The sequence below is a fragment of the Streptomyces sp. 3MP-14 genome (assembly GCF_006334905.2).
Taxonomy (GTDB): domain Bacteria; phylum Actinomycetota; class Actinomycetes; order Streptomycetales; family Streptomycetaceae; genus Streptomyces; species Streptomyces triticirhizae.
The window spans coordinates 199,152-221,919 of the sequence record NZ_VDLZ02000003.1 but is presented as its reverse complement, the minus strand read 5'-3'; the positions used below and the strand labels follow the sequence as shown (position 1 = coordinate 221,919).

Sequence of the window (22,768 nt, the reverse complement as noted above, 5' to 3'; positions counted from 1 at the left end):
CGCGTTCCCGCATAGACGGGTCGCCGCCCCGACTCGTACCGTCGAGATCAGTGAGCCCTGCCTGGGCCGGAGCGAGAAGGCTCGTAACCATGACGCATGAGGAACTGACCCGAATCACCGGCAACGGGAACGGGAACTGCAACAACGATGACTGTTCCAACGTTTACCGGACCGCGCGAGGCACCTTCATCGTTCAGGGCGACGTGTCCCACGCCTTCCGTCCCCCCGAGGGAGAAGGGCTCGTGGAGATCCCCGAAAGCGTGCTGAGGGAGGCCGTACGTGCTCTTGGATGGTGAAGCCTGGATCGCCAGGGTCCAGGACTTCCGTCAGGAGGCATGGAGGCTCGAAACACTTCCGTGGTACCGAGTTCCGAGCGAGGACGGGGATATCCGCGACTTCCTTGCCGGGCGTCGAATCTCTCCTCAGAACTACTCCTCCAACTATACGGAGGGCCTACGGAGAATCCGGGCCGAGGGAAGGACGAAGGGGCGCGTGCACATCGTCACCCGGCCTCTGACGGACTATCTGCGTTTCGAGTTCATGTACTACGAGGCCCACTCCCTGGCAGGGGACGATATCCGCATTCTCGACGTGACGGACCGCGCCAACCCCCTCGAAGGGGTCCCGGACTTCTGGTTGTTCGACCGCACGGAAGTTGTCCTCATGCACTACGACGACGATGGTACGCAGATCGGCCGTGAACTCCACGAGGGCGATCCCGCCCCCTACATCGAGTACCAGCGCATCGCCCTCGCGGAGTCGACACCGTTCGGGGAGTACGTGAAACGGTGGCCATCGAGCCTGACAAGCTAGACCAGAGCGGTCGCGAACTGGCGGCGATCCTCAGACGTCTCCGCGAAGAGGCCGGACTCTCGGGGGTCCGGCTCGCCGCGCGCTGCAACATGTCCCAATCCAAGATCAGCAGGATCGAGGGCAACAAGAGCCGGCCGTCACTTCTCGACGTGGAACAGCTCCTTCGGGGCCTTGACGCCCCGCCCGCTCTGGCGGCCGACGTCATGGCCTTGGCGCGCATCGCCCAGACGGAATGGCAGGACGGCAGAACCCTGCGAAGGAAGGGCATCGACAAGAAGCAGGGGCAGTTGGCGGGCCTCGAAGCGTCGACAACGACGTTCCGTTACTTCCTTCTCTCCATGGTCACAGGACTCTTGGCCACGCCCGAGTACGTCCGTGCGAGCCTGGCCCAGGCTCCACCGGAGCAGCGGGCGAAGGCCGTGGCGATGAAGCTCGACCGGCAGAGGGTCCTGTTCGATCGTTCCAAGCACTTCACGTTCATCCTGACCGAGCAAGCCGTCAGGTATCCGCTTGTCCCATCCGGCGAACTGGCCATACAGATCGACCGCCTGGCATCCCTCACCCACCAACCGAACATCCGCATCGGCGTGATCCCCATGGGTGTCCACTTCACCTCCGGCGCCCTGAACACGTTCACCATCTACGACGACACCCTGGCCACCGCCGAACTCGACCTGGGCGCCATCGTGTTCCGCTCGGGTCAGGACGTGCAGGACCTTGTTCAGCGTTTCGCCAGATACGAAGAACACGCGCTCTTCGGAGAACAGGCCAGAGAACGTCTACGGACCTGGGCCGCGCACTGCCGTCGATGATCTTTAGCCGACAACGCGCATCGTCGGAGAAAGTTCCTCGCATCCGAAGGACCATCGAATGCCACGGACCGCCGGTAGTCCGCCGGGCGGCCGCGACAGGGAGGAACACACATGCACGATGTACGGGCATTACTCACCCCCGCCGCATTCGGGGATGTCGTCGCGACGGTCATCGACAACAACCCCGGCATGGCGGTGCCCACGGCTGAGCGGGTCGTGGTGGAAGCACTCAAGTTCATGGACGCGGCCGCGCAGTTCCCCGCCGCCAGGATCACGCCGTCCAACGTGGTGGACGAAGGGTGGCACGCCCTGATCCTGCACACGAAACTGTACGAGCGACTGTGCCGGTGCCTGGGACGCTTCGTGCACCACTGGCCCGAGCGTCCCGATGTCGGGCGACACGACGATCACGCCCTCACGCGTACGGTGACCTTCATCGAGCGGACCGGGCACACCGCGGACAGCGAACTGTGGACCGGCCCAGGCAAGGCCCTGGTGTCGGTGGTGGCGAACTGCTCCCACACGCCGAAGCCCGGCGGCTGTGGCCCGATCAATCCGGGCGGATGCGCCGCGCACTGCTCGGGCGGCGACGGCGGAGGTGAGGGTGGCGAGGCTGGCGCCGCTTCGGAGGGAGGGCGGACGAGTGGACGCTGAACAGGCCCGGCATGTGGCCGCCGTGCTTCGGCGGTTGGGCATTCCCGGAGAGGTCGCGCCGGAAGACCCGGAGAACGCGTCAGGGCCGTGGCGCGTGTACGACACGGCCGATCCGGTCACGCGCCGGGATGTGACCGCTGACGTGCTGGCGTCCGTTACCGCCAAGTTCCCCGAGGGGAGACCGGGTTCGGGGCCGTCCCGAGGCTTCGTCGTCCCATCGGGGGACGAGTGACCGCCTACGGGAGGCCAGGCGGACGAACGCCCCCGCCGCGAAGGGCGGGGGCGTTCGCGCCATAGCGCGCCGGCCGGTCACCGACCGCTTCCGTGTGAGAAGCCTCGCGCCAGCAGCCACTCACCCACCGTCTCCGTCAGCAGCGTCAGCGCCTCCTCCTGGTTCAGGGCCGCCCGCTTCGGGACGGCGAAGGAGTGGTCGGCCTCCGGGATCTCCGTCAGCTCCACGCCCTTCGGGAACTCCGACGGCCGGCCGAACGGGTCCCGGCCGCCCTGGACCACCAGCAACGGCGGGCCGTCCAGCGGGAGTTCGGCCGCGCGGGAGCGCTCCGGCCGGCTCGGCGGGTGCAGCGGGAAGGCCAGCGCCAGCACCCCGGCCGCGCCCGTCTCCCCCGCCGTGCGGCACGCGACCCGCGCGCCCGCGCTGCGCCCGCCGACCACCACCGGCAGCCCCGGCTGGGCCAGCGCCGGCGCCAGCCCGCGCCACGCGGCGTCCAGGGTGCGCGGCGCCGGCGCGACCCGCCGGCCCGCCACCCGCCAGGGCTGCTCGACCAGCGCCACGCTCACCCCGCGCGCGGGCAGCGCGGCGGCCAGCGCCGCCAGGTCGCGCGCCTCGATCCCGCCGCCCGCCCCGTGGCCGAGCGCCAGCACCGTGCGCGCCCGCCGCGCCTCCCACCAGCTGATCCGGGCCTCGCCCGCGTCCGTCGCCACCGTCTGCCGTCGGTCCGCGCGCCGCGTCCCGCTCGTCGCTGCCGTCATGGGGCCAGTCTGCCGCCGGCCCCGCCGGAACACGGGCGGGACACCGAGTGGACACCGCCGGGTCACCGGGGCGCCCACTGCCGTTAGGGTGCCAGGGTGATGAGCTGTTCCCCTCCCCACACCCGCCCCCGCGCACCCCGGAGGGCATCGTGACCGGCTCGCCGCCGCCCCCCACCGAGCGGCCCGCCGAGCAGACCATGGCGCTGCGCCTGCCGAGACAGGGCGCGGCGCCCAAGCAGCGCGACGCGTTCTTCGACAACGCCAAGTACCTGGCGATCGTGCTGGTCGCCATGGGCCACGCCTGGGAGCCGCTGCGCGGCGACTCCCGCGCGGTCACGGCGCTGTACATGTTCGTGTACGCGTTCCACATGCCGGCGTTCATCCTGATCGCGGGTTACTTCTCGCGGAACTGGGACGGCCGCCCCGACCGGGTGCGGCGGCTGGTCACCGGGGTGCTGGTGCCCTATGTGATCTTCCAGATCGCCTACACCTACTTCCTGCGCCGCCTCGACGGCAACGACAACGACTACCTGCCGCTGTTCGAGCCGCGCTGGCTGCTGTGGTTCCTGGTGGCGCTGTTCATCTGGCGGCTGACCGTTCCGCTGTGGAATGCGGTGCGCTGGCCGGTGCCGCTGGCGCTGGGGCTGGCCGCCGTGGCGACCGCCTCGCCGACGATGGGCGGCGACCTCCAGCTCCAGCGCGTGGTGCAGTTCCTGCCGTTCTTCGTGCTGGGCACCACGCTGAAGGCCGAGCACTTCCGGATGCTGCGCCGCCGGTCGGCGCGGCTGCTGGCGCTGCCGGTCGGCGCCGGGGCCGCGCTGTTCGCGTACTGGGCGGAGCCGAGGATGGAGTACGCCTGGTTCTACCACCGGGGCAGCGCCCAGGAGTTGGGCGAGCCCTGGTGGGTCGGCGTGCTGATGACCTTCGCGCTCTTCGGCTGCTCGGTGCTGCTGACCTGCTGCTTCCTGGCGTGGGTGCCGGGCAGGCACGGCTGGTTCACCGCGCTGGGCGCGGGCACCCTCTACGGCTATCTGCTGCACGGCTTCCTGATCAGGGGCTCCGTGGAGTGGGGCTGGTACGAGCCGGAGCTGATGCGGGACACCCCGACCGCGCTGTTGATCACCTCGGTGGTCTCCGCCGTCGGCATCTCGCTGCTCTGCTCGACGCCGGTGCAACGACTGCTGCGGCCGCTGGTCGAGCCGAACATGCGCTGGTTCTTCCGCCCGGAGGAGAAGAAACCGGCGAAGCCGGCCAACCCCCAGGCCAACCCCCAGGCCGCCGAACCGGCCGCCACCCCGCCGCAGGCGGAGCGCCCCGCCGAGCGGAACGGCTGAACGGGAACGCGAACGTCAACGGCGGGCGCGCCGCCCGAAGGACCGGGTGCGCGCCCGCCGTTGACGTTTGTCCGACGTTCGTAAGGAGCCGCGCCGCTACGCGCGGCCGCCGTCCGCGTACCGCTTGGCGATCTCCAGCATCCGGTCGACCACCCGGCTGGTGGCCAGGCCGTCCGACGGCTCGCAGAAGTCCTTGACGAACCGGGCGTACTTGCCGACGTACTCCCGCTCCACGTCGTCGATGTCGCGGATCGCGGAGACCAGCTCCTCCGAGGTCTTGATCAGCGGCCCCGGCGCCTTCTCGGTGAAGTCGAAGTAGAAGCCGCGCAGCGTGTCGCGGTAGTGCTCCAGGTCGTAGGTGAAGAACAGCATCGGCCGGCCCGAGTGCGCGAAGTCGAAGAGCACCGAGGAGTAGTCGGTGATCAGCACGTCGGTGATCAAGTACAGCTCGGCGATGTCCGGGTAGGCCGAGACGTCCCAGACGAAGCCCTGCCCGGCGCCGGGGATGGCGTCCAGGATCTTGGGGTGCTTGCGGAACAGGAAGACGTGGTCGTCGGCGAGCGCCCGCTCGGCCGCCGTCAGGTCCACCTGGAGGTCCAGCTTGAACTTGGACGCGGTGTGCCGCTGGTCGTCCCGCCAGGTCGGGGCGTAGAGCACGACCTTCTTGCCCTCGGGGATGCCGAGGGTGGCGCGGACCCGTTGGGCGATCTTCTCCCGGTCGGGCCGGTGGAAGATGTCGTTGCGCGGGTAGCCCGCCTCCAGCACCTCGCCCTCGCAGCGGAACGCGTTCCGCATGATCGGGGTGGTGAACGCGTTGGGCGAGACCACGATGTCGAACTGCCGGAAGCGGTGCGGCAGGCTGGCGATGTAGGCGAGGTTGGCCTTGGGCGTGCCCAGCAGGTCGGCGCCGATCTTCTTCAGCGGGGTGCCGTGCCAGGTCTGCACCACGCACTGGCCCTCGCGCCGCTCGTACCAGTCGCCGAGGCCGACGTTGGTGACGACGTAGCGGCTGCGGGCCAGCGCCTCGTACCACTCGGTGCTGTGCCACTCCAGCGGGCGGACGCCCGGGGGCAGCGCGACCTGCTCGTCGGCGACCGACCACAGGTGCTCGACCTCGATGCCGCGCCGCACGAACTCCTCGTAGATCGCGCGCGGCGAGTCGGAGAACTGCTTGCCGCCGAAGCTGTTGTAGAAGACCGCCTCGCGCAGCGGCTCCTTCTTGAACCGGGGCGTGTGGACCTGCCGCAGCTGCCGCTGGCGCCAGGCGCCGCGCTCCTCCGCCTTCAGCACCGGGCCGGAGCCGAGGAAGAGCCGGTCGTAGTAGCGGCGGTTGACGGTGTAGGTGCGGCCGGCGACGCGCTTGCGCGCCGGCAGGGCGGTGTCGATCAGGTCGGCGCGCAGCTTGACCGGGGTGTCGGCGCCGTTGCCCCAGGCGTCCCGGTCCCGCAGCCACATGTACCAACGGCCGGCGCGCAGCGGCAGGGTGGCGTCGTAGACGGCCATCCGGTCGGGCTTGATCCGCACGCTGAACCGGCCGTCGGCCCACTCCAGCGGCAGGACGTGCTCCTCGAAGCGCTCGCCGTGGCGCAGGATGAAGCGCTTGGTGTCGCCGGGGCCCTCGTAGGCGCCCTCGACGAGCAGCGCCCCGCCCTCCCAGCGCAGCGAGTCGACGACGGCCTGCCGGGCCCGGTCGTGGAGCTTGAGCAGCCCGGGCCCGTCGGTGGTGACGGCGACCTCGCGGTTCAACGGGCGGGCGTAGCGGCCCGGCGCGAAGCCCTCGCGAACGGTGGCGCGGCGGTCGCTGCCGTCCACGAACTCGATGTGGGCGATGAAGTCGATGGTCTTCTCGGTGGCGGTGGCGGCCGCCGTCAGGTCGTCCAGCGGGACGTCGGCGGTGAACCGGCGGAAGCCCGCCTCGTTGGACTCGCCGGCGGTCAACGGGTAGGCGGGGCCGGCCTGTTGGCCCTTGCGCGCGATCCGCAGCTTGGTGGGCACCTTGCCGCCGGCCGGGGCGCGCAGCCCCAGGCGCAGCGTCTCGCCGTCCACCAGCGTCTGGTCGGTGACCTCGGCCTCGGGCAGCTCGACGGCGACCTGGAAGCGGCCCTCGACGAAGCTGGCCACCAGCCGGGCGCCGTCGCCCAGGTCGCGGGACTGGGAGTGGCCGGCTGAGCCGACGTCCACCCGGTCCACATGGCCCGGCACGTAGCCGCCCGGCCGGGGCAGGGCCAGCGTCAGGCCCCAGGTGCCGGCCCGCCAACGGCCCCGCGACTTCAGCTTGTTGGGGTCGATGACCAGCTCGAAGCCGGCGTGGTCGTAGTTGTGCAGGGCCTGCTTGGAGTCCCGGGTGGCGCGCGTCGACTCCTCGGCGCGCAGCTTGACCGGGACCCGCCGGCCGCCCTTGGCCCGCAGCCAGGCCAGCCTCGGCAGCGGCGCGTGCGCCCCGTCCGGCAGGTTGACGACATAGCCGAAGCCGCGCAGCACCAGCTTGCCGTCCTGCCACAGCACGTCGGTGGCCTTGGCCCGCACCGGCATCTCCCGCAGCCGCAGCCGGTTGACGGCCGACGGCAGCCGGGCCGTGTCGACGCCCGGTATCGCGACCCAGGGCCGCAGCCGGCCGCGCACCGGGAACGCCGTCGGGTTGTCCCGTTCGAAGTTCAGCACGGCCAGCAGTTCGTCGACGCGGCGTTCCCTGGCCAGGTGCCACTTGATCCGGGCCACCGGCGGGAACTTCCGCAGCTTGTTCTCGTCGGCCTCCGCCAGGAACGCGGCGACCGCGTCGAAGAACTCCTCGCGCTCCGCCCCGGTGGCCTCCGGGAGGAACCGCATCCGTCGCCGGAGTTCCTCCGGGATCATCTCTTCAGGCTTCGCGACCACGGACCTCGTGCCTCTTCCTCTTACTACGAACCAGTGGGCGGTGGGACTGGCCGGCGGGGCGCCGGCTGCTGCCCAAGGGTCAGGACGTGCTCACCACGGCGGCGGCCCCGGTCTCGCCCAGGGCCTGGTTGCGCGCCTCGGCCCGGGCCGCGAGCGCGTTGACCGCCGTGTTGAACCGCTCCAGCGAGCTGGGCTCGTCCGGGCCGAGCAGGTAGTGCCGCAGCTCGACGCGGTCCTGGGCGAGCGGGTCGGGTCCGGTGGTCACCGCGTCCAGCAACTCGTCGATCTGGGATGCGTCGTTGGACAGGATGACGGCGGCCCGCACGGCGGTGTTCTGTCGGCGGAACTCCTCGGGGCCCAGCTCGGCCGAGTCGCTGACGGCGTAGGGCTTGCCGCTGGCGATCCAGTCGGAGACCACGCTGGAGATGTCGGAGACCAGCGCGTCGGACTCGTTGAAGCAGTCGAACAGGCGCGGCTCGGAGCCGGTGATCACCCGGTGCTCCCACCAGCCGAACGAGCGCCAGAACGCCTCGTTCCACTCGGCGAAGCCGCGCTCCTCGACGGCCGCCTGGTCCGCCGGGGTCTGGGCGTCGCGGGAGACCGAGGCGTCGTCCCAGACGGCGGCGAGCGTGGCGCCGCGGCCCCGGCCGGCCTCGTCGATGGCGCGCAGCCTGGCCCGCGCCGCCGCCCGCTCGGCGGCGGTGCGCTCGGCCTCGGCGGCCCAGCGCGGGTCGGCGGCGCGCGCGACGGCCGCCTCCTCGACCAGCGCGACGATCCGCTGGTGGGCGGCGCCGGCGGCCGGGTTGCGGGTGCCGGTGAACGGGTGCGGCTTGTAGATGACCCGCACCGGGCGCTCGGCGGTCAGCAGCCGGCGGACGATGTTCTCGCCGGCCAGCATGAGCGAGGTGTTGCCCGGGTCGTCGGTCCAGCCCTCCCAGGTGGGGGCGTAGAGCACGGTGGGGATGCGGCCCTCGGGGCGGGCGCTCGCCGGCAGGATGGACGCCAGCTGGGGGCGGCCCACCTCGACGATGTCCTCGTCGCGCACCCCGACGTCGGCCAGCGCGTAGCGGTCCCGGCCGGCGCGGCCGGCGGTCCACACCTCGTCGTAGGCCTTGGCGTACGGGTTGATGCTGGCGATCTTGTCGCTGTCGCCGTGCCCGATGAAGACGTGCTTCATGGTGGGCACCCGCAGCAGGTGGAGGTTCTTGCCGACGTTGGCCGGGTAGAGGCCGACGCGGAGCATGGAGAGGTCCATGTTCATCAGGTGGACCGCGCTGGGCACGCACACCACCGGCACGGTGGTGGTGGCCAGCCGGTTGAGGATGGCCCGCTCCCGCAGGATGACCAGCGGTTTGGTGTCCAGCCGCTCCATGGTCTCCAGCCACATGTCGACCTGGTAGACGGACTCCTTGGAGCCGGAGAAGTAGAGCGCGGTCTCCGGCCGGTGCTCGCGCAGCCAGCCGTCGAACCACTCCAGGGCGGCGTCCGGGTCGGGCGGCAGCTTGGCGGCGCGCAGATACGGCAGCAGCACCAGTAGGTAGACGAGCACCAGCGCGGGGGCGGCGACGATCCCGACGTAGCCGTAGCGGGTGTCCTCGGTGATCACCACCGCCAACAGGCCGGCGAACATGGGGACTTCGGCGTGCAGGACCTTCTCGACCGCGCGGTGGGTGAGCCAACGCGGGGCGCCGTCGGGCACCGGCATCGTCGACAGGTCGATGTTGCGGGTGGCGAACGGCAGCCTGCGCTTGCGGCGCAGCACCGTGACCAGCGCGGTGTGCGGGATCTGGAGCGCGTAGAACGCGAGCAGCCCGACGACGGCGACCTGGGCCACCGTCTCCTCGGTCCAGCCGGTGCGGGCCAGCAGCAGCACCAGCAGCAGCTGGCGGACCAGGAAGCGGACCGTGAGGCCGACCCTGGCCTTGCCCATCCGCACCAGCAGATAGCTGCCGCTGCGGTGCAGGTAGTGGTCGCCGAGGTAGCTCGCGGCCGCCGCGACGACGAAGCCGCCGGTGGCCGGCAGCAGTGCGGTGAGCAGCATCACGGGGTAGCTGACCACCACGACCAGCGCCGCCAGCAGCTCGGCGGTGGTCGTCACGCCGGCGAGGCGGCGCAGCAGTCCTGCCGTCATGCCACCCCCCCGGCGGCGTCGGAGCTGAGGGCGGCGGCCAGGGCGCGCTCGAAGGAGCCGGCCTGGGTGGCGTCGGCGGTGGGGTCCTGCTGGCGGACGTCTATGACGTGGCCGGTCATGGTGGACAGCAGCACGTCGAGGGAGGTGCGGGCGACGGCCTCGGAGGAGAGCAGCGTGCCCGCCGGCTCCTGCCCGAACGCCTTGGTGCGCATCGGCGTCGCGGTCCGCTCGGGGTTGACGCAGTTGACGCGGATGCCGTCGGCGGCCCACTCGTCGGCGAGCGCCTGGGTGAGGTTGACCATGGCGGCCTTGGTGGAGGAGTAGAGGCTGTACTCGGCCCGGCCCCTGGTGTAGCTGCTGGAGGTGTAGAGCAGCAGCTGGCCGCCGGTCTCCGCGAGGTAGCGGTGGGCGGCCCTGGCGATCCGCACCGGGGCCAGGTAGTTGACCTTGAGCGCCTCCTCGATGGTGGCGTCGTCGGTCTCGGCGAGCCTGCCGATGCGCAGCACGCCGGCGGTGTTCACCACGTAGTCGACGCGGCCGGTGTCGGCGTGCGCCTTGGCGAGCGCGGCGGCGACGTCCTCCGGGTTCTCCACGTGGGTGCCGGTGGTGGAGCGGCCCAGCGGGTAGACGGTCGCGCCGTAGCCGGCGGCCAGGTCGGCGATGTCCTTGCCGATGCCGTAGGAGCCGCCGAAGATCACCACGGTCTTGCCGGCGAGCCGCTCGCGGTAGGCGTCCTCGTCGGACTGCGCGGGGGCGGCCGTGGAGGCCAGCTGGAAGAGCTTGTCCGTGAGGAACACGTCGACCGGCTGGGTCACCTTCATGTTGAACTCGTCGCCGGGCACGACGTGGATCGGCACGTCGGGCAGGTACTTCAGCACCACGGAACAGTCGTCGGTGGCCTGGAAGTTGGGGTCGTCGGCGGCGATCTCGTAGGCGCGGCGGATGGTGGAGAGCCGGAACGCCTGCGGGGTCTGGCCGCGCCGCAGCCGGGAGCGGTCGGGGACGTCGGTGATGAACTCGCCGTCCTCGCCGTGGGTGCGGGTGACGATGATGGTGTCGGCGGACGGTATGGCGACGTCCACCGCCTGGTAGCGCTCCAACGCCCGGACACAGTCGCTGATCACGCGCTGGGAGAGCAGCGGGCGCACGGCGTCGTGGAAGAGGACGTTGCGGTCCTCGCCCTCGGCGAGGCCCTCGCCCAGCGCCTCGATGGCGCGCTGGGTGGTCTCGTTCCTGGTGGCGCCGCCTTCCAGGACCCGACTGACCTTGGTCAGCCCGCTCTTGGCGACGATGCGCTCGACGTCCTGCGCGTACCCGGGGGCCATCAGCACGATGACGTCGTCGATGTCGTCGGCCTCCTCGAAGATGGCCAGGGTGTGCTCGATGACGGCCTTACCGGCGACCTTGATCAGCTGCTTCGGTATGGAAAGCCCCACACGCTGGCCCGTGCCACCGGCGAGAACGACCGCTGTGGTGTGCGGGGACGGCCCTTTGGGTTGCATGGTCAAGGAAGCTCCTGCCGGTATCAAGAAGTGTCGCCTACGCGAGGAGAAGGTTAACCCCCGTCGAAGCTTGACCCCCAAGCCGGACTAACGTTGTTGACCGTTATCGCTTTGAGACAGCGTACCGTTACCCTGCGGGGCCCCCAAACGGCCAGCGGAGCAGGGGTTTTCACGCGTTGCTTACAAGCCCCGAATCGCGCAAATCAGTCAAAGGGCCGGAATTCCTCGAATTCCCGCTGGGCGGCGTCCCGGCGCTGGGCCTCCCGGTCGCGGCGCCGACGGGCCGCCGGGCGCAGCGGGTTCATCCGGTGATCCTCGCCACGTCGGCCGAGCATCTCGGCGCCCGCCGTGACCGACGGCTCCCAGTCGAAGACCACCGCGTCGTCCTCGGGCCCGATGGCGACGCCGTCGCCCTCCCTGGCGCCCAGGCGCAGCAGTTCGTCCTCCACGCCCAGCCGGTTGAGCCGGTCCGCCAGATAACCGACGGCCTCCTCGTTGCTGAAGTCGGTCTGCACCACCCAACGTTCCGGCTTCTCTCCCCGAACCCGAAACAAACCTTCACCTTCCGGGCTAACGGTGAAGCCGACCTCGTTAACGGCCTTGGGCCTGATCACCACGCGCTTGACCTCCTCGCGCGGTTTCGCGGCGCGGGCGGCGGCGACCAGCTCGCCGAGCGCGAAGGAGAGTTCCCGAAGACCTTTTCGGGAAACGGCGGAGACCTCGAAAACCCGCAGGCCGCGCGCCTCCAGTTCGGGGCGCACGATGTCCGCCAGATCCTGGCCCTCGGGAATGTCCGTCTTGTTGAGCACCACCAGCCGGGGCCGGTCGTCCAACCCGCCGTACTGGGCCAGCTCCCGCTCGATCACCTCGAAGTCGGTGAGCGGGTCGCGCTCCGTCTCCAGCGTCGCGCAGTCCAGCACGTGCACCAGCACCGCGCAGCGCTCCACATGGCGCAGGAACTCCAGGCCCAGGCCCCGCCCCTCGCTCGCGCCCGGAATCAGCCCGGGCACGTCGGCCACCGTGTAGACGGTCTCGCCGGCCGTCACCACGCCCAGGTTGGGCACCAGGGTGGTGAACGGGTAGTCCGCGATCTTCGGCCGGGCCGCCGAGAGCACCGAGATCAACGAGGACTTGCCGGCGCTCGGGTAGCCGACCAGCGCCACGTCCGCGATGGTCTTCAGCTCCAGCACCAGGTCCCGGCTCTCGCCCGGCTCGCCCAGCAGCGCGAAGCCGGGCGCCTTGCGGCGCGGCGAGGCGAGCGCCGCGTTGCCCAGGCCGCCCCGGCCGCCCTGCCCCGCGACGAACGAGGTGCCCGCGCCCACCAGGTCGGCCAGCACCTCGCCCGAGGGGCTGAGCACCACGGTGCCGTCGGGCACCGGCAGCACCAGGTCCTTGCCGAGCGCGCCGGTGCGGTTCCCGCCCGCGCCCGGCTTGCCGTTGGTGGCCTTGCGGTGCGGGCGGTGGTGGTAGTCGAGCAACGTGGTGACCTCGGGGTCGACCACGAGGATCACGTCCCCGCCGCGCCCGCCGTCGCCGCCGTCCGGGCCGCCCAGCGGCTTGAACTTCTCCCGGTGCACGGAGGCGCAGCCGTGGCCCCCGTTACCCGCGACGACATGCAGCTCGACGCGGTCCACGAAGGTGGTCATGACAGGTGCCTCCCGGCGGTTTCGAACTGTTCCGAACAGGGGTGTCCTGCTGGGGCAACAACGCCAGGGGCGGACCGCTTCCCGGCGAGGGAAGTGCGGTCCGCCCCGGATGCTTCTCCCGGCCGCGCCTCAGCTGGCGGCGACCGGCACCACGTTCACGACCCGACGGTCACGGTAGGTGCCGAACTGCACCGCGCCCGGCTGGAGCGCGAACAGGGTGTCGTCCTTGCCACGGCCCACGCCCTTGCCGGGGTGGAAGTGGGTGCCGCGCTGCCGGACCAGGATCTCGCCCGCGTTGACGACCTGGCCGCCGAACCGCTTCACGCCAAGGTACTGGGGGTTGGAGTCACGGCCGTTCCTCGTCGAGGACGCGCCCTTCTTGTGTGCCATCTCGCTTCAGTCCCTTACTTCGCGGCCGGGGCGGGGATCTCGGTGACCTTCAGCTGGGTGTGCAGCTGACGGTGACCCATCCGCCGGCGGTAGCCGGTCTTGTTCTTGAACTTCTGAATCCGGATCTTCTCGCCCTTGTGGTGGTCAAGCACCTCGGCCTGAACCTTCACGCCGGCCAGCACCCACGGGTCGCTGGTCACGGTCTCCCCGTCCACCACGAGCAGGGTGGAGAGTTCGACGGTGTCGCCGACCTCCTTCGTCGCCAGCCGGTCGACCTCGATGACGTCGCCCACGGCGACCTTCTGCTGTCGACCGCCGGTGCGCACAATCGCGTACACGCCAAACTCTCTCTCACTCGATGCGGAACCCCTGATGCCAGCGACGGGCGGCGAGGCGCCCGGCCTCTCCCGACCGCGCGGCGAACGGCCGTTGGCAGTCGTCGGGAGGAAGGTGCTCAGAGGCAGGGCGTGTCCAGTGACACGCCGATCGCCAAGAATACGGACGGCTCAACAAGCCGGTCAAATCCGCCGTGGTGACGGCCGCCCGCCGGTGGGCGGGCGACCGTCACACCCGGGTCGGATCAGTCCTCGGCCGGTCAGTCCTCGGCCGGTCAGTCCTCGGCCGCCGTGGAGGATGCCTTCCTGGCCGTCGTCTTCTTGGCGGTCGTCTTCTTCGTCGTGGCCTTCTTCGCGGTGGCCTTCTTCGCCGCCGACTTCTTCGCCGGGGCGCTCTTGGCCGCCTTCTTGGCCGTGGACTTCTTGGCCGTCGTCTTCTTGGCGGTGGCCTTCTTCGTCGTGGCCTTCTTCGCGGTGGTCTTCCTGGCGGCGGGCTCGGCCGGCTCGGCCTCAGCCTCGGCGGGCTCGGCGGTCACCACCGTGACCACGGCCTCCTCCGCGCCCTCCGGCGAGCCGGCGGCCCGGCGGGCCACCCGGCGGCGGGCCGGCGCGGCGGCGGGCGCCTCGCTCGCGACGGGCTCGGGCTCGGGCTGCGGCTCCGGCTGCGGCTCGGCGGCCGCGCCGTTCGCCGACTCGTGGGACACCACCAGCACGGCCGGCTCGGCCGTGGCGCGCGGGGCGCCCGCCGGGACGGTCACCTTGCGGCTGCCCCGCCGACGCGCCGGCCTGGGCTCCTCGACGCCCACCGGCTCGGGCTCCGGCTGCGGCTCGGCAACAGCCACGGGCTCCGGCTCCGGCGTCGTCACCACCGTGACCACGCCCTCCTCCGCGACCTTCGGCGGCCCGGCCGGCGCGCTCACCTTGCGGGTGGCCCGCCGACGCCGACGCCCGGTCGCGGGCTCGGCCGGCTCGACCTGCTCGGCCGCCTCCGAGGACGCCAACGGCTCGACCGGCTCCGGCTCGGCGACCACCTCGGCGGTCTCCTCGGGAACGATCGGCTCGACGGCCTCCTCCGAACCCACCGGCTCCGGCGCCTCGGTGGCGCCCACCGGCTCCGGGACCTCGGTCGGCTCGGGCGCGTTCCCGCCCTTGCCGCGCCGGCGGCTCTTCTTGCCGCCGCCACCGCCCGCGAGGTGCGCCTGCTCCATGTGCACGATGACGCCGCGCCCGTTGCAGTGCGCGCAGGACTCGGAGAACGATTCCAGCAGGCCCTGCCCGACCCGCTTGCGGGTCATCTGGACCAGCCCCAGCGAGGTGACCTCGGCCACCTGGTGCTTGGTGCGGTCCCGGCCCAGGCACTCCAGCAGGCGGCGCAGCACCAGGTCCCGGTTGGACTCCAGCACCATGTCGATGAAGTCGATCACGATGATCCCGCCGAGGTCGCGCAGCCGCAGCTGACGAACGATTTCCTCGGCCGCCTCCAGGTTGTTCCTGGTGACGGTCTCCTCCAGGTTGCCGCCCTGGCCCGTGAACCGGCCGGTGTTGACGTCGATGACGACCATGGCCTCGGTCCGGTCGATCACCAGCGAACCGCCACTGGGCAGCCAGACCTTGCGGTCCAGCGCCTTCATCAGCTGCTCGTCGATCCGGTAGGTGGCGAAGACGTCCACCTCGGAGGTCCAGCGCTGGAGCCGGTCGGTCAGGTCGGGCGCCACATGCGCGACATAGCCGTGGATGGTCTCCCAGGCCGCGTCGCCGCTGACGATGACCTTGGAGAAGTCCTCGTTGAAGATGTCCCTGACCACCCGGACGGTCATGTCCGGCTCGCCGTAGAGCAAGCTGGGCGCGTTGCCCTTCTTGCTCTTCTTCTGGATCTCGGCCCACTGCGCCTGGAGCCGCTCCACGTCGCGGGTCAGCTCGTCCTCGGTGGCGCCCTCGGCGGCGGTGCGCACGATCACGCCCGCGTCGTCGGGAACGATCTTCTTCAGGATCTGCTTCAGTCGCGACCGCTCGGTGTCGGGCAGCTTCCGGCTGATCCCGGTCATCGAGCCCTCGGGGACATAGACCAGATAGCGGCCGGGCAGGGAGATCTGGCTGGTCAGCCGGGCGCCCTTGTGGCCCATGGGGTCCTTGGTGACCTGCACCAGCACCGGCTGGCCCGACTTGAGCGCGGTCTCGATCCGGCGCGGCCCGTGCCCGAAGCCCAGCGCCTCGAAGTTGACCTCGCCGGCGTAGAGCACCGCGTTGCGGCCCTTGCCGATGTCGACGAACGCGGCCTCCATCGAGGGCAGCACGTTCTGCACCTTGCCCAGGTACACGTTGCCCACATAGGACGAGGACTGCTCCTTGTTGACGAAGTGCTCGACGAGGACGTCGTCCTCCAGCACCCCGATCTGGGTCCGCTCGCCCTGCTGGCGGACCACCATCACCCGCTCCACGGACTCGCGGCGGGCCAGGAACTCGGCCTCGGTGATGATCGGCACCCGGCGGCGGCCCTGCTCGCGGCCCTCGCGGCGGCGCTGCTTCTTGGCCTCAAGGCGGGTCGAGCCCTTGATGGACTGCACCCCGTCGGCGGCCTCGGACGCTTCGTCCCGCTTGCGGCGCGGCTCGCGCACCTTGACCACGGTGCGCTCGGGGTCGTCCTCGGTGGCCGCCGGCTCGGCGCCGTCCCCGCTGCGCCGGCGGCGCCGACGGCGGCGGCGGGACGAGCCGCCGCCCTCCTCGGAACGCCGCTGCTCGCCGTCCTCGGCGGAGTCCTCCTCGGCGCCGGCCTCCGCCGCCTCGGCCTCCGGCTCCGGCTCGGGCTCGCCGGCCTCGGCCGGGCCGGCCGCCTCCGGCTCGCCGCCCGCCGTGGCGGCGGCCCGCTCGGCCAGCTCGCCCCTGCGGCGGCGCCGGCCGCCCCTGCGGCGCCGGCGGGACGGCCGCTCCCGGCCGCCCTCGTCGCCCGGCTCCTCGGCGTCGGCCTCCGGCTCGCCGGCCTCGGCGGTCGGCTCCGCGTCCTCGGCGGCGGTCGCCTCGGTCAGCTCGTCGGTCTCCTCGGCCAGTTCGTCGTGCTCGTCCGGCTCGGCGTCGGCGCTGCGGTACGCCTCCTCGGCGGCGCGCTGCGGCGTCTGGAACATGGGCGCCTGGAAGACCGGCGCGCGGAACACGGCGGTGGGCGCCGCCGGGGCGGCCGGCGGCTGCGGCTGCCGTTCCTCGGGCACGGGCTCGGCGGCCCGGCGCGCCCGCTTGGGCTCGTCCCGGCTCTCGACCTCCGGCTCGGCTGCGGCAGTGGTGGTCGTGGCGGTGGAACGGGCGGCGCGGCGCCGACGGCGCGGCGTCTCGGGCGCCTCCGCGGGCTGCTCCGGCGCCTCGGCGGCGACCTTCTCCTCGGGCTGGTCGGCCTGCTCAGCGGGCTGCTCGGCGGCCTCGGCCCCCGGCTCGGCGCCGGCGGTGGAACGGGCGGCGCGGCGCCGGCGGCGGGTGGGGGCCGGGGCCTCGGCCGCCTCGACGACCTCGGGGGCGCCGCCGTCGGCCGGTTCGGCGACGACCTCGGCGGCCGACGCCGCCCCGGTCTCGGCCGGCCCGGCGTCGGCCACGGCCTTCGCCTCGGCGGCCTTGGCCGCCCGGCGGCGGCGCACCGGCGGCTCGGCCTCGGGCTCGGAGACCGGACGGGTCGCCCGGCGCCGGCGGCGCGGCGGGGCCGGCTCCTCCTCGGCGGCCGGTACCTCGGCCGGGGCGCCGGTGGCGACGGGCTCGGCCACGTCCACCAGCTCGGCGACCTCGGGCACCCCGGTCGGCTCGGCGACCGGCGCGGTCTCCTCGGCGGTCACGGGCGTCTCGGCGGGCTGCTCGGCGGCCGGCTGGCCGGCGACGGGCGCCGGTTCGGAGACCGGGCGGGTCGCGCGGCGCCGGCGGCGCGGCGGGGCCGGCTCCTCGACGACCGTGGGTTCGGGCGCCGCCACGAACTCGGCGGGCGGCACGCTCGCCGGCTCGGCGAACGTCGGCTCCGCCGAAGCGGCGGCGCCGGAAGCGGTTTCGGCGGTGGGGGCCGGCGGCCCGGCCGGGCGGCTGGCCACGCGGCGCCGGCGGCGCGGCGGCAGGGTGTCGCTCGGGGTCTGCGGGTCCTGTGTGCTCTGGTCGTCGGTGCGTTCCGCACCGTCCGCCTGGGCGGAGTCGTGTCGATCGTGCATTGCGGGCGGTTCTCCCGTCACGCTCCCGGGCACCCCACCCAGTCACGGCGGGCGCCGCTCGGGAGCTGTTGTGTCACTCGCCGGTTCCGGACCGACCAGGTCCGGCTACGGCGAAAGTCTGCTGGTCGATGCGCCGGCCGGAACTGTCGGGCCCGGGTGGCTCCCGGACCAGGCCGTTTCGCGGCGCTGCGACGGCCTCACTGTCCGGTGGCTCCCGGCGCCGCCGCGGGTGGCTGCCCACCGGCCGTGACGGACACGGCGGGGGCGGCGTCGCGGTCGGGCGCGAACGGGTCGAGCACCGTGGCGGTCTCCTCATCGAGCGGCCCCTGCGCCAGCCTGGTCACCGCTGCGGGGACCGGCGGCGCCAGGTCGGCCACAGCGCGGAGACCGGACAGGACGTCGTCGGGTCGTACGGCGGGGGTGAGATGCCGTACCACCAGGCGCAGTATCGCACAGGGAGCGGACCCGGGCCTATCGGACCCACCCGGCTCGGCCGGCTCGACGCCCAGCGTGACCACGGCGCCCCTGGCGTCGAAGTCCCGCATCCCCTTCTTGGTCTGGCGGCGGACGGGGATCTCGTCGGCGGCGAGGAAGGCCGCCACCGCCCGTTCCGCCTCGGCCGGCGGCACCCCGTCGAGCCGCAGCCGCCACTCGGAGGCGGCCAGCCGCTCGGCGAAGTCGCCGGTGGCGGCCGGGACCGCCGCCACGATGTCGAGCCCGTCGGGCAGCGAGGCGTCCAGCCGCTGCCGCAGTTCCTCGGGGTCGCGGGGCTGCGCGAGCGCGATCTCCAGGTACTCCGCCTCGCTGGCCGTGCCGGTGGGCGCGGCGTTCGCGTAGGAGACCCGGGGGTGCGGGGTGAACCCGGCCGAGTAGGCCATCGGCACCTCGGACCTGCGGAGCGCCCGCTCGAAGGCGCGTTGGAAGTCGCGGTGGCTGGTGAACCGCAGGCGGCCGCGCTTGGTGTACCGCAGCCGCACGCGCTGCACCACGGGTGCCGGCGGCGGTCCTACGGGCTGTCGCTTGCCCAGTTTGTCCTCAGTCCCTCGGTCGCTCAGGGGCCGCGCCGGCCGTCGTCGGTGGCGCGCGGCGGGTGCCCGTGTCACGGGCCCCTCGGATTCCCAGGTTACGACGGGGAGGTGGGCACCCAGTACCTGAGCTTCTCGCCGCGCTGGTCCTCGAAGACGCCGCCGGTGGCCTCGATGACCTTGCGGGAGGCGGCGTTGTCGGCGTCGCAGGTGACGAGCACCGGGTCGAAGCCGAGGCCCCAGGCGTGCGGCAGCGCGGCGCGGAGCATGGCGCGGCCGTGGCCGCGGTTGCGGGCCGAGGGGCGGACGTCGTAGCCGATGGTGCCGCCCCACTCCCGCAGCCGGGGCGTCAGTTGGTGGCGGAGGGAGAGCCGGCCGAGCCAGGTGTCGCCCTCGACGAACCAGAGCGTGGTGGTCGGCACCATGCCGGCGGGGCGCGGGGTCTCGGGGCGCGCGTCGGCGATCAGCGATCTCACGTACTCGTCGAACCCGCCCTGCTCGGCCCAGCGGTCCCGCCAGACCGTGATCTGGTGGCCGAGCAGGGTGTCGTCGGAGGCGCTGCCGCGCCCCTCGCCCTGGAACTCACGGACGGCGTCAAGAAACGTGTTCCGCAGAGAACTGCGAGGTGTGATCAACATGGGCACCGAACCATCCTGGGGGCCTGGTCAGCCCCCGGCAACAGCGCCTCGGGCGGCGTCGGCGGGCCCGTTGACATAACGCCAGGTCAGAGCGGGACTACGGGCAGCGACAGCCGTCCCGGATTTTCCGGGGACCCTTCCGGAGGGCCGTTCCGGGGCGGTTCGCGGGATTCGCCGGGCCGGCCGGCGGGTGCCGGCGTGTGCCGTCGGCGGGTCAGTCGAGGTCCCAACGGGTCTGCGCGTAGGCGCCCTTGGCGAAGCCGAAGGCCCGGACCGGGGTGACCTCGAAGAGCAACGCCTCGCCGCCCTCGTCGTGGGTGAGCACGCCGTCGCCGACCCGGAACGCCCAGTCGGGCCCGTACTTCGCGGCGTAGGAGTCGGCGAGCCGGCGCAGCACGGCCGGGTCGGTGACCCGCGCCGCCGCGCCCTCGACGGCGATGTCCAGGCCCTCGGCGAGGGCGTTGCGGCCGGTGGTCAGGACGACGGCGGGGTTGGCGGCGAGGTTGCGCGCCTTGCGCTCGGTGGCGCCGGTGGTGAAGTAGGCGCGGCCTTCGCGCCAGATCGCCAGCAGCGGGGTGACGTGCGGGCGGCCGTCGGGGCGGACGGTGGAGAGCCAGAAGACCTCGGCGTTCTCCAGCAGTTCGAGGGCGGCCGACCAGGGCGTGGGCTCGGCGCCGGGCGCGCTGAACTCGGGGTCCAGCGTGGTGGTCGGTTCGTTCGTGGCCATGGGGCGCACCTCCGGGAGGGGTTGTCTTCTCGGAGGTGGACCGGGGCGGCACCCGAAACTCATCGTCGTGAACGGCGCCGCCCCGTGGCCCGCTCGGGAGCGGGGCACGGGGCGGCGCGCGGTGGGGGGTTCTTCGGCCCGGCGTGACGGTGTGGGGGGCCCGGGCCGGGAGGTCCCGTCAGCCGGTCCCGGTGGCCGACGAGTTCGGCGGGACGGTGAGCGTGGCGCCGTCGGAGAACGTCACCGTCTGCTCGCTGTCGCCGTAGTTGTGCGCGGTGTAGGTGGTCGACGAGCCGTTGGAGAAGGCCGCCGCCGTCGGGCTGTCGGCGGTCACCGAGGTGTCGGGTGCGCCGACCGCGTCCAGGGTGTAGATCCAGTGGTAGACGTGCGCCCAGGACTCGCCGGCCTCCGGCGTGTAGCTGCCGCCGCCGTCGCCGTCGTAGGCCGCGCGGGCCGCCGCCGGGTCGGCGAGCGCCTGGAACTCCCAGAGGATCTCCTTCCACTCCACGGGCGGGCCGCCGTTCTCCTCGACCAGCTCCTCCAGGTTGCGGACGATCGCGTCCTGGTCCTGGGCGAGGTGCAGCGAACCGCCGGTCACCGGGAGGACGTTGATGCCGTGGATCTCCTCCGGGTTGCCGGTCCACCAGGTGGCGTGGGCGCCGCCGTTGCTCCAGACCATGCCGAGGGTGTTGTGCTGGTAGTCGGCCGGGAAGTTCTCCTCGTTGCCGTCGAACCAGTACTGCCGGATGGCCTCGGACTCGGTGGTCAGCAGGTAGACGCCGAGGTCGCGCAGCTCGGTGTCGCCGGTGGCCGAGCCCCACAGGATCAGGCCGGCGCTGAGGTTGACCGACTCCGACGAGGACTCCTGGTTGTTGCCGGCCGCGAAGCCCTGGTGGCCGGCGGCCCAGCTGTGGCCGGCGTAGACGTCGAAGCCGCGCAGGAACGGGTAACGGTCGTCGTCGCGCGCCGGGTTGGCGGCGTCGGCGATCAGCTCCTCCACCATGCCGCCCCAGGCGGATTCGGCGGCCCACTCCGGGTCGTACTGGGCGATCACGGCCGCCCCGTAGACGAAGTAGGAGTAGTGGAAGTGGTGGTCGTTCAGCTCCTGGTCGCTGCCGTAGGAGGCGGGGTAGCCGGTGAGCGTGCGCCAGTCGGAGTCGTAGACGAACTGGGCGGCGCCGCCGGCGGTGAACCACTCCTCGAAGCCGGCCTTCATGGCGTCCAGGATGGTGTCCCTGGCGGCGGTCTCGCCGATCTGGTCGGCGATGCCGACGACCTGCGCGAGGCGGCCGAACTGCTTGCCGCTCCAGTAGGTGTCGCCGAAGCCGACGGTGGCGTCGGCCGCCACCTCGTTGACGAACGAGGCGAGTTGGGCCTGGTCCGGGCCGCCGCTCTCGGGCAGCGTCGGCAGCACGCCGACGACGCTCTGGGTGGTGGTGAACGAGGCGCCGTCCCGGACCCGCATGGTGCCGCGCGGGGAGACGTACTCGTAGTCCGTCAACTCGTCGGTGGTGTGCTGCCACTGGTGCGGGTAGAGGGCCTGGATGGTGCCGGTCTCCTCGCCCTCCCTGGCCTCGGTCTGGAGCGTGTAGGTCGCGCTGACCTGGCCGCCGGCCTCGTCGTAGGACCAGTCGACGGTGGAGCCGGTCACGAAGCTGTAGGCGTACTGGGCGTAGAGGTCGAGCGCGGACTGGTCGGGCAGCACGGCGACGGAGTAGTAGCCGTTGCCGCCGAGGTCCGAGCTGATGGTGTTGCCGGAGACGGTCCAGGCGCTGCCGCCGGGCGCGAACAGCGCGTAGTTCCGGCCGTTGACGGTGACGCCCAGGGTGCTGCCCTCGTCGGCGAAGACCTCGGGCGCCGCGCCGGTGGTGATCTCGGCGTCGCCGCCGGTGCCCTCGGCGTAGACGAACGGGCTGCCGTGGCCGATGGTGGCGCGGAAGGTGTGGGCGTCGTCCTCCCAGTACGGGGTGACGGTCCAGTCGGACCAGCCGTCGGCCTTGGTGTCGGGGGAGTTGAGCCCGGCCAGGCCGAGGGTCAGGTCCGCGACGTGGGGGAAGTTGTAGGAGCCGCCGTCGACGGCCGCCTGGGTCTGGTAGCCGACCTCAAGGCCGTTGGCCACGGCCTGGTAGCTCAGCGGGTGCCCGTACATGGGCTGGGAGTGTGGGATGTCCGCGTACCGCTTGAAGACCAGCGACGACCACCAGTCGTTGGTGGGCACGGGCTGGTCGGCGACGTTCTCGGTGACCTGGGGCAGGACCGGGTTGCCGTTGGAGTCCAACGGGCCGACCGCGCCGTCCGGCCTGGTGTCCGAGTAACTGCCGCTGCCGACCGGTATCTCGGCGGCGGTCGCGGAGCCCGGGACCAGGGTCAGTCCGGCGACCGCCGTGGCGACGGCGGTCAGGGCCAGGACGACGCGTCTGGGGTGGGTGAGTGGCCGCATGAATGTCGTACCTCGCAACCGGTGGGGGGAAGGGGGACGGCTGAGAGCGCTCTCTGGCGCTTGAACCTAGAGACCGGCAAATTTTGTGTCAATGGATCGAACGGGAACCGGGACAAGTCCGGTCCCGCGCGTTCAGAAGTCGCAGACTCCCGGGGTGCGGCGGTCAGTTGGCGGGGGCGCGGGGGGCGTACCGGCGGCGCGCGGGGCGCGGGGGCGGGCGCGCGGGCGGGACCGCCGGCCGGGTGGCGCGCGCCGGCGAACGCCCCGAGCGCCATAACCGACAGA

18 protein-coding genes are annotated in these 22,768 nt (G+C 72.3%); 6 read left to right on the top strand and 12 right to left on the bottom strand.

All coding sequences use genetic code 11. The annotated features are described in order from the left end of the window. Positions 1 to 89 precede the first annotated feature (89 nt). From FH609_RS31465 to FH609_RS05505, 5 genes are all read left to right on the top strand, one after another. Entirely contained in the window at positions 90 to 296 is a 207-nt protein-coding gene (locus tag FH609_RS31465) for a hypothetical protein (RefSeq protein WP_139666050.1), read from the top strand. After that, positions 280 to 813, top strand: coding sequence for a DUF6879 family protein (locus FH609_RS05520; protein ID WP_139666049.1), 534 nt, complete (start codon positions 280 to 282; stop codon positions 811 to 813). Before FH609_RS31465 ends, FH609_RS05520 begins: the two co-directional genes overlap by 17 nt. After that, positions 789 to 1,625: a Scr1 family TA system antitoxin-like transcriptional regulator gene (locus tag FH609_RS05515; RefSeq protein ID WP_139666048.1), complete on the top strand. Its 837-nt coding sequence runs from the start codon at positions 789 to 791 to the stop codon at positions 1,623 to 1,625. The genes FH609_RS05520 and FH609_RS05515 overlap by 25 nt, the downstream gene beginning before the upstream one ends. A 111-nt stretch (positions 1,626 to 1,736) precedes the next feature. Beyond that, positions 1,737 to 2,279 carry a glycine-rich domain-containing protein gene (locus FH609_RS05510; RefSeq protein ID WP_139666047.1) on the top strand — a complete coding sequence of 181 codons (543 nt, stop codon included), beginning with the start codon at positions 1,737 to 1,739 and terminating at the stop codon, positions 2,277 to 2,279. Further along, positions 2,269 to 2,511: a hypothetical protein gene (locus FH609_RS05505; RefSeq protein ID WP_139666046.1), complete on the top strand. Its 243-nt coding sequence runs from the start codon at positions 2,269 to 2,271 to the stop codon at positions 2,509 to 2,511. Before FH609_RS05510 ends, FH609_RS05505 begins: the two co-directional genes overlap by 11 nt. 77 nt (positions 2,512 to 2,588) lie before the next feature. On the opposite strand, the gene FH609_RS05500 is transcribed toward FH609_RS05505, so the two are convergent. After that, entirely contained in the window at positions 2,589 to 3,269 is a 681-nt protein-coding gene (locus FH609_RS05500; protein WP_139666045.1) for an alpha/beta family hydrolase, read from the bottom strand. Between the two features lie 197 nt (positions 3,270 to 3,466). Between FH609_RS05500 and FH609_RS05495 the strand changes: the two genes are divergently transcribed. Beyond that, positions 3,467 to 4,603, top strand: coding sequence for an acyltransferase family protein (locus FH609_RS05495; protein WP_139666259.1), 1,137 nt, complete (start codon positions 3,467 to 3,469; stop codon positions 4,601 to 4,603). 96 nt (positions 4,604 to 4,699) lie between these two features. Here FH609_RS05495 and FH609_RS05490 read toward each other — a convergent pair whose 3' ends face one another. The 11 genes from FH609_RS05490 to FH609_RS05440 form a co-directional block, all read right to left on the bottom strand. Continuing rightward, on the bottom strand, positions 4,700 to 7,456 hold the full coding sequence (locus FH609_RS05490; RefSeq protein ID WP_226961421.1) for a CDP-glycerol glycerophosphotransferase family protein: 2,757 nt from the start codon (positions 7,454 to 7,456) through the stop codon (positions 4,700 to 4,702). Positions 7,457 to 7,556: 100 nt separating this feature from the next. Further along, positions 7,557 to 9,608 (bottom strand): hypothetical protein, encoded by a 2,052-nt coding sequence (locus FH609_RS05485; RefSeq protein ID WP_139666044.1) that lies wholly within the window; start codon positions 9,606 to 9,608, stop codon positions 7,557 to 7,559. Further along, the gene (locus FH609_RS05480; protein WP_139666257.1) at positions 9,605 to 11,110 is read right to left on the bottom strand and encodes a bifunctional cytidylyltransferase/SDR family oxidoreductase; all 1,506 of its coding nucleotides are present in this window, start codon (positions 11,108 to 11,110) and stop codon (positions 9,605 to 9,607) included. Before FH609_RS05480 ends, FH609_RS05485 begins: the two co-directional genes overlap by 4 nt. Positions 11,111 to 11,313: 203 nt before the next feature. Beyond that, positions 11,314 to 12,756, bottom strand: coding sequence for a GTPase ObgE (gene obgE, locus FH609_RS05475; protein ID WP_139666043.1), 1,443 nt, complete (start codon positions 12,754 to 12,756; stop codon positions 11,314 to 11,316). Positions 12,757 to 12,885: 129 nt separating this feature from the next. Beyond that, positions 12,886 to 13,146 carry a 50S ribosomal protein L27 gene (gene rpmA, locus FH609_RS05470; protein ID WP_122399804.1) on the bottom strand — a complete coding sequence of 87 codons (261 nt, stop codon included), beginning with the start codon at positions 13,144 to 13,146 and terminating at the stop codon, positions 12,886 to 12,888. Positions 13,147 to 13,160: 14 nt separating this feature from the next. After that, complete coding sequence (gene rplU / locus FH609_RS05465; protein WP_139666042.1) at positions 13,161 to 13,484, bottom strand: 50S ribosomal protein L21; 324 nt, start codon at positions 13,482 to 13,484, stop codon at positions 13,161 to 13,163. A gap of 272 nt (positions 13,485 to 13,756) precedes the next feature. Beyond that, a complete protein-coding gene (locus FH609_RS05460; RefSeq protein ID WP_139666041.1) occupies positions 13,757 to 17,653 on the bottom strand; it encodes an Rne/Rng family ribonuclease in 3,897 nt (1,298 codons plus the stop codon). 197 nt (positions 17,654 to 17,850) lie between these two features. Beyond that, positions 17,851 to 18,639, bottom strand: coding sequence for a TIGR03936 family radical SAM-associated protein (locus FH609_RS05455; RefSeq protein WP_139666256.1), 789 nt, complete (start codon positions 18,637 to 18,639; stop codon positions 17,851 to 17,853). Positions 18,640 to 18,776: 137 nt separating this feature from the next. After that, a complete protein-coding gene (locus FH609_RS05450; protein WP_139666040.1) occupies positions 18,777 to 19,316 on the bottom strand; it encodes a GNAT family N-acetyltransferase in 540 nt (179 codons plus the stop codon). A gap of 214 nt (positions 19,317 to 19,530) precedes the next feature. Next, complete coding sequence (locus tag FH609_RS05445) at positions 19,531 to 20,043, bottom strand: pyridoxamine 5'-phosphate oxidase family protein (RefSeq protein WP_139666039.1); 513 nt, start codon at positions 20,041 to 20,043, stop codon at positions 19,531 to 19,533. A gap of 178 nt (positions 20,044 to 20,221) precedes the next feature. Further along, a complete protein-coding gene (locus tag FH609_RS05440) occupies positions 20,222 to 22,483 on the bottom strand; it encodes a glycosyl hydrolase (protein WP_139666038.1) in 2,262 nt (753 codons plus the stop codon). Between the last annotated feature and the right edge of the window lie 285 nt (positions 22,484 to 22,768).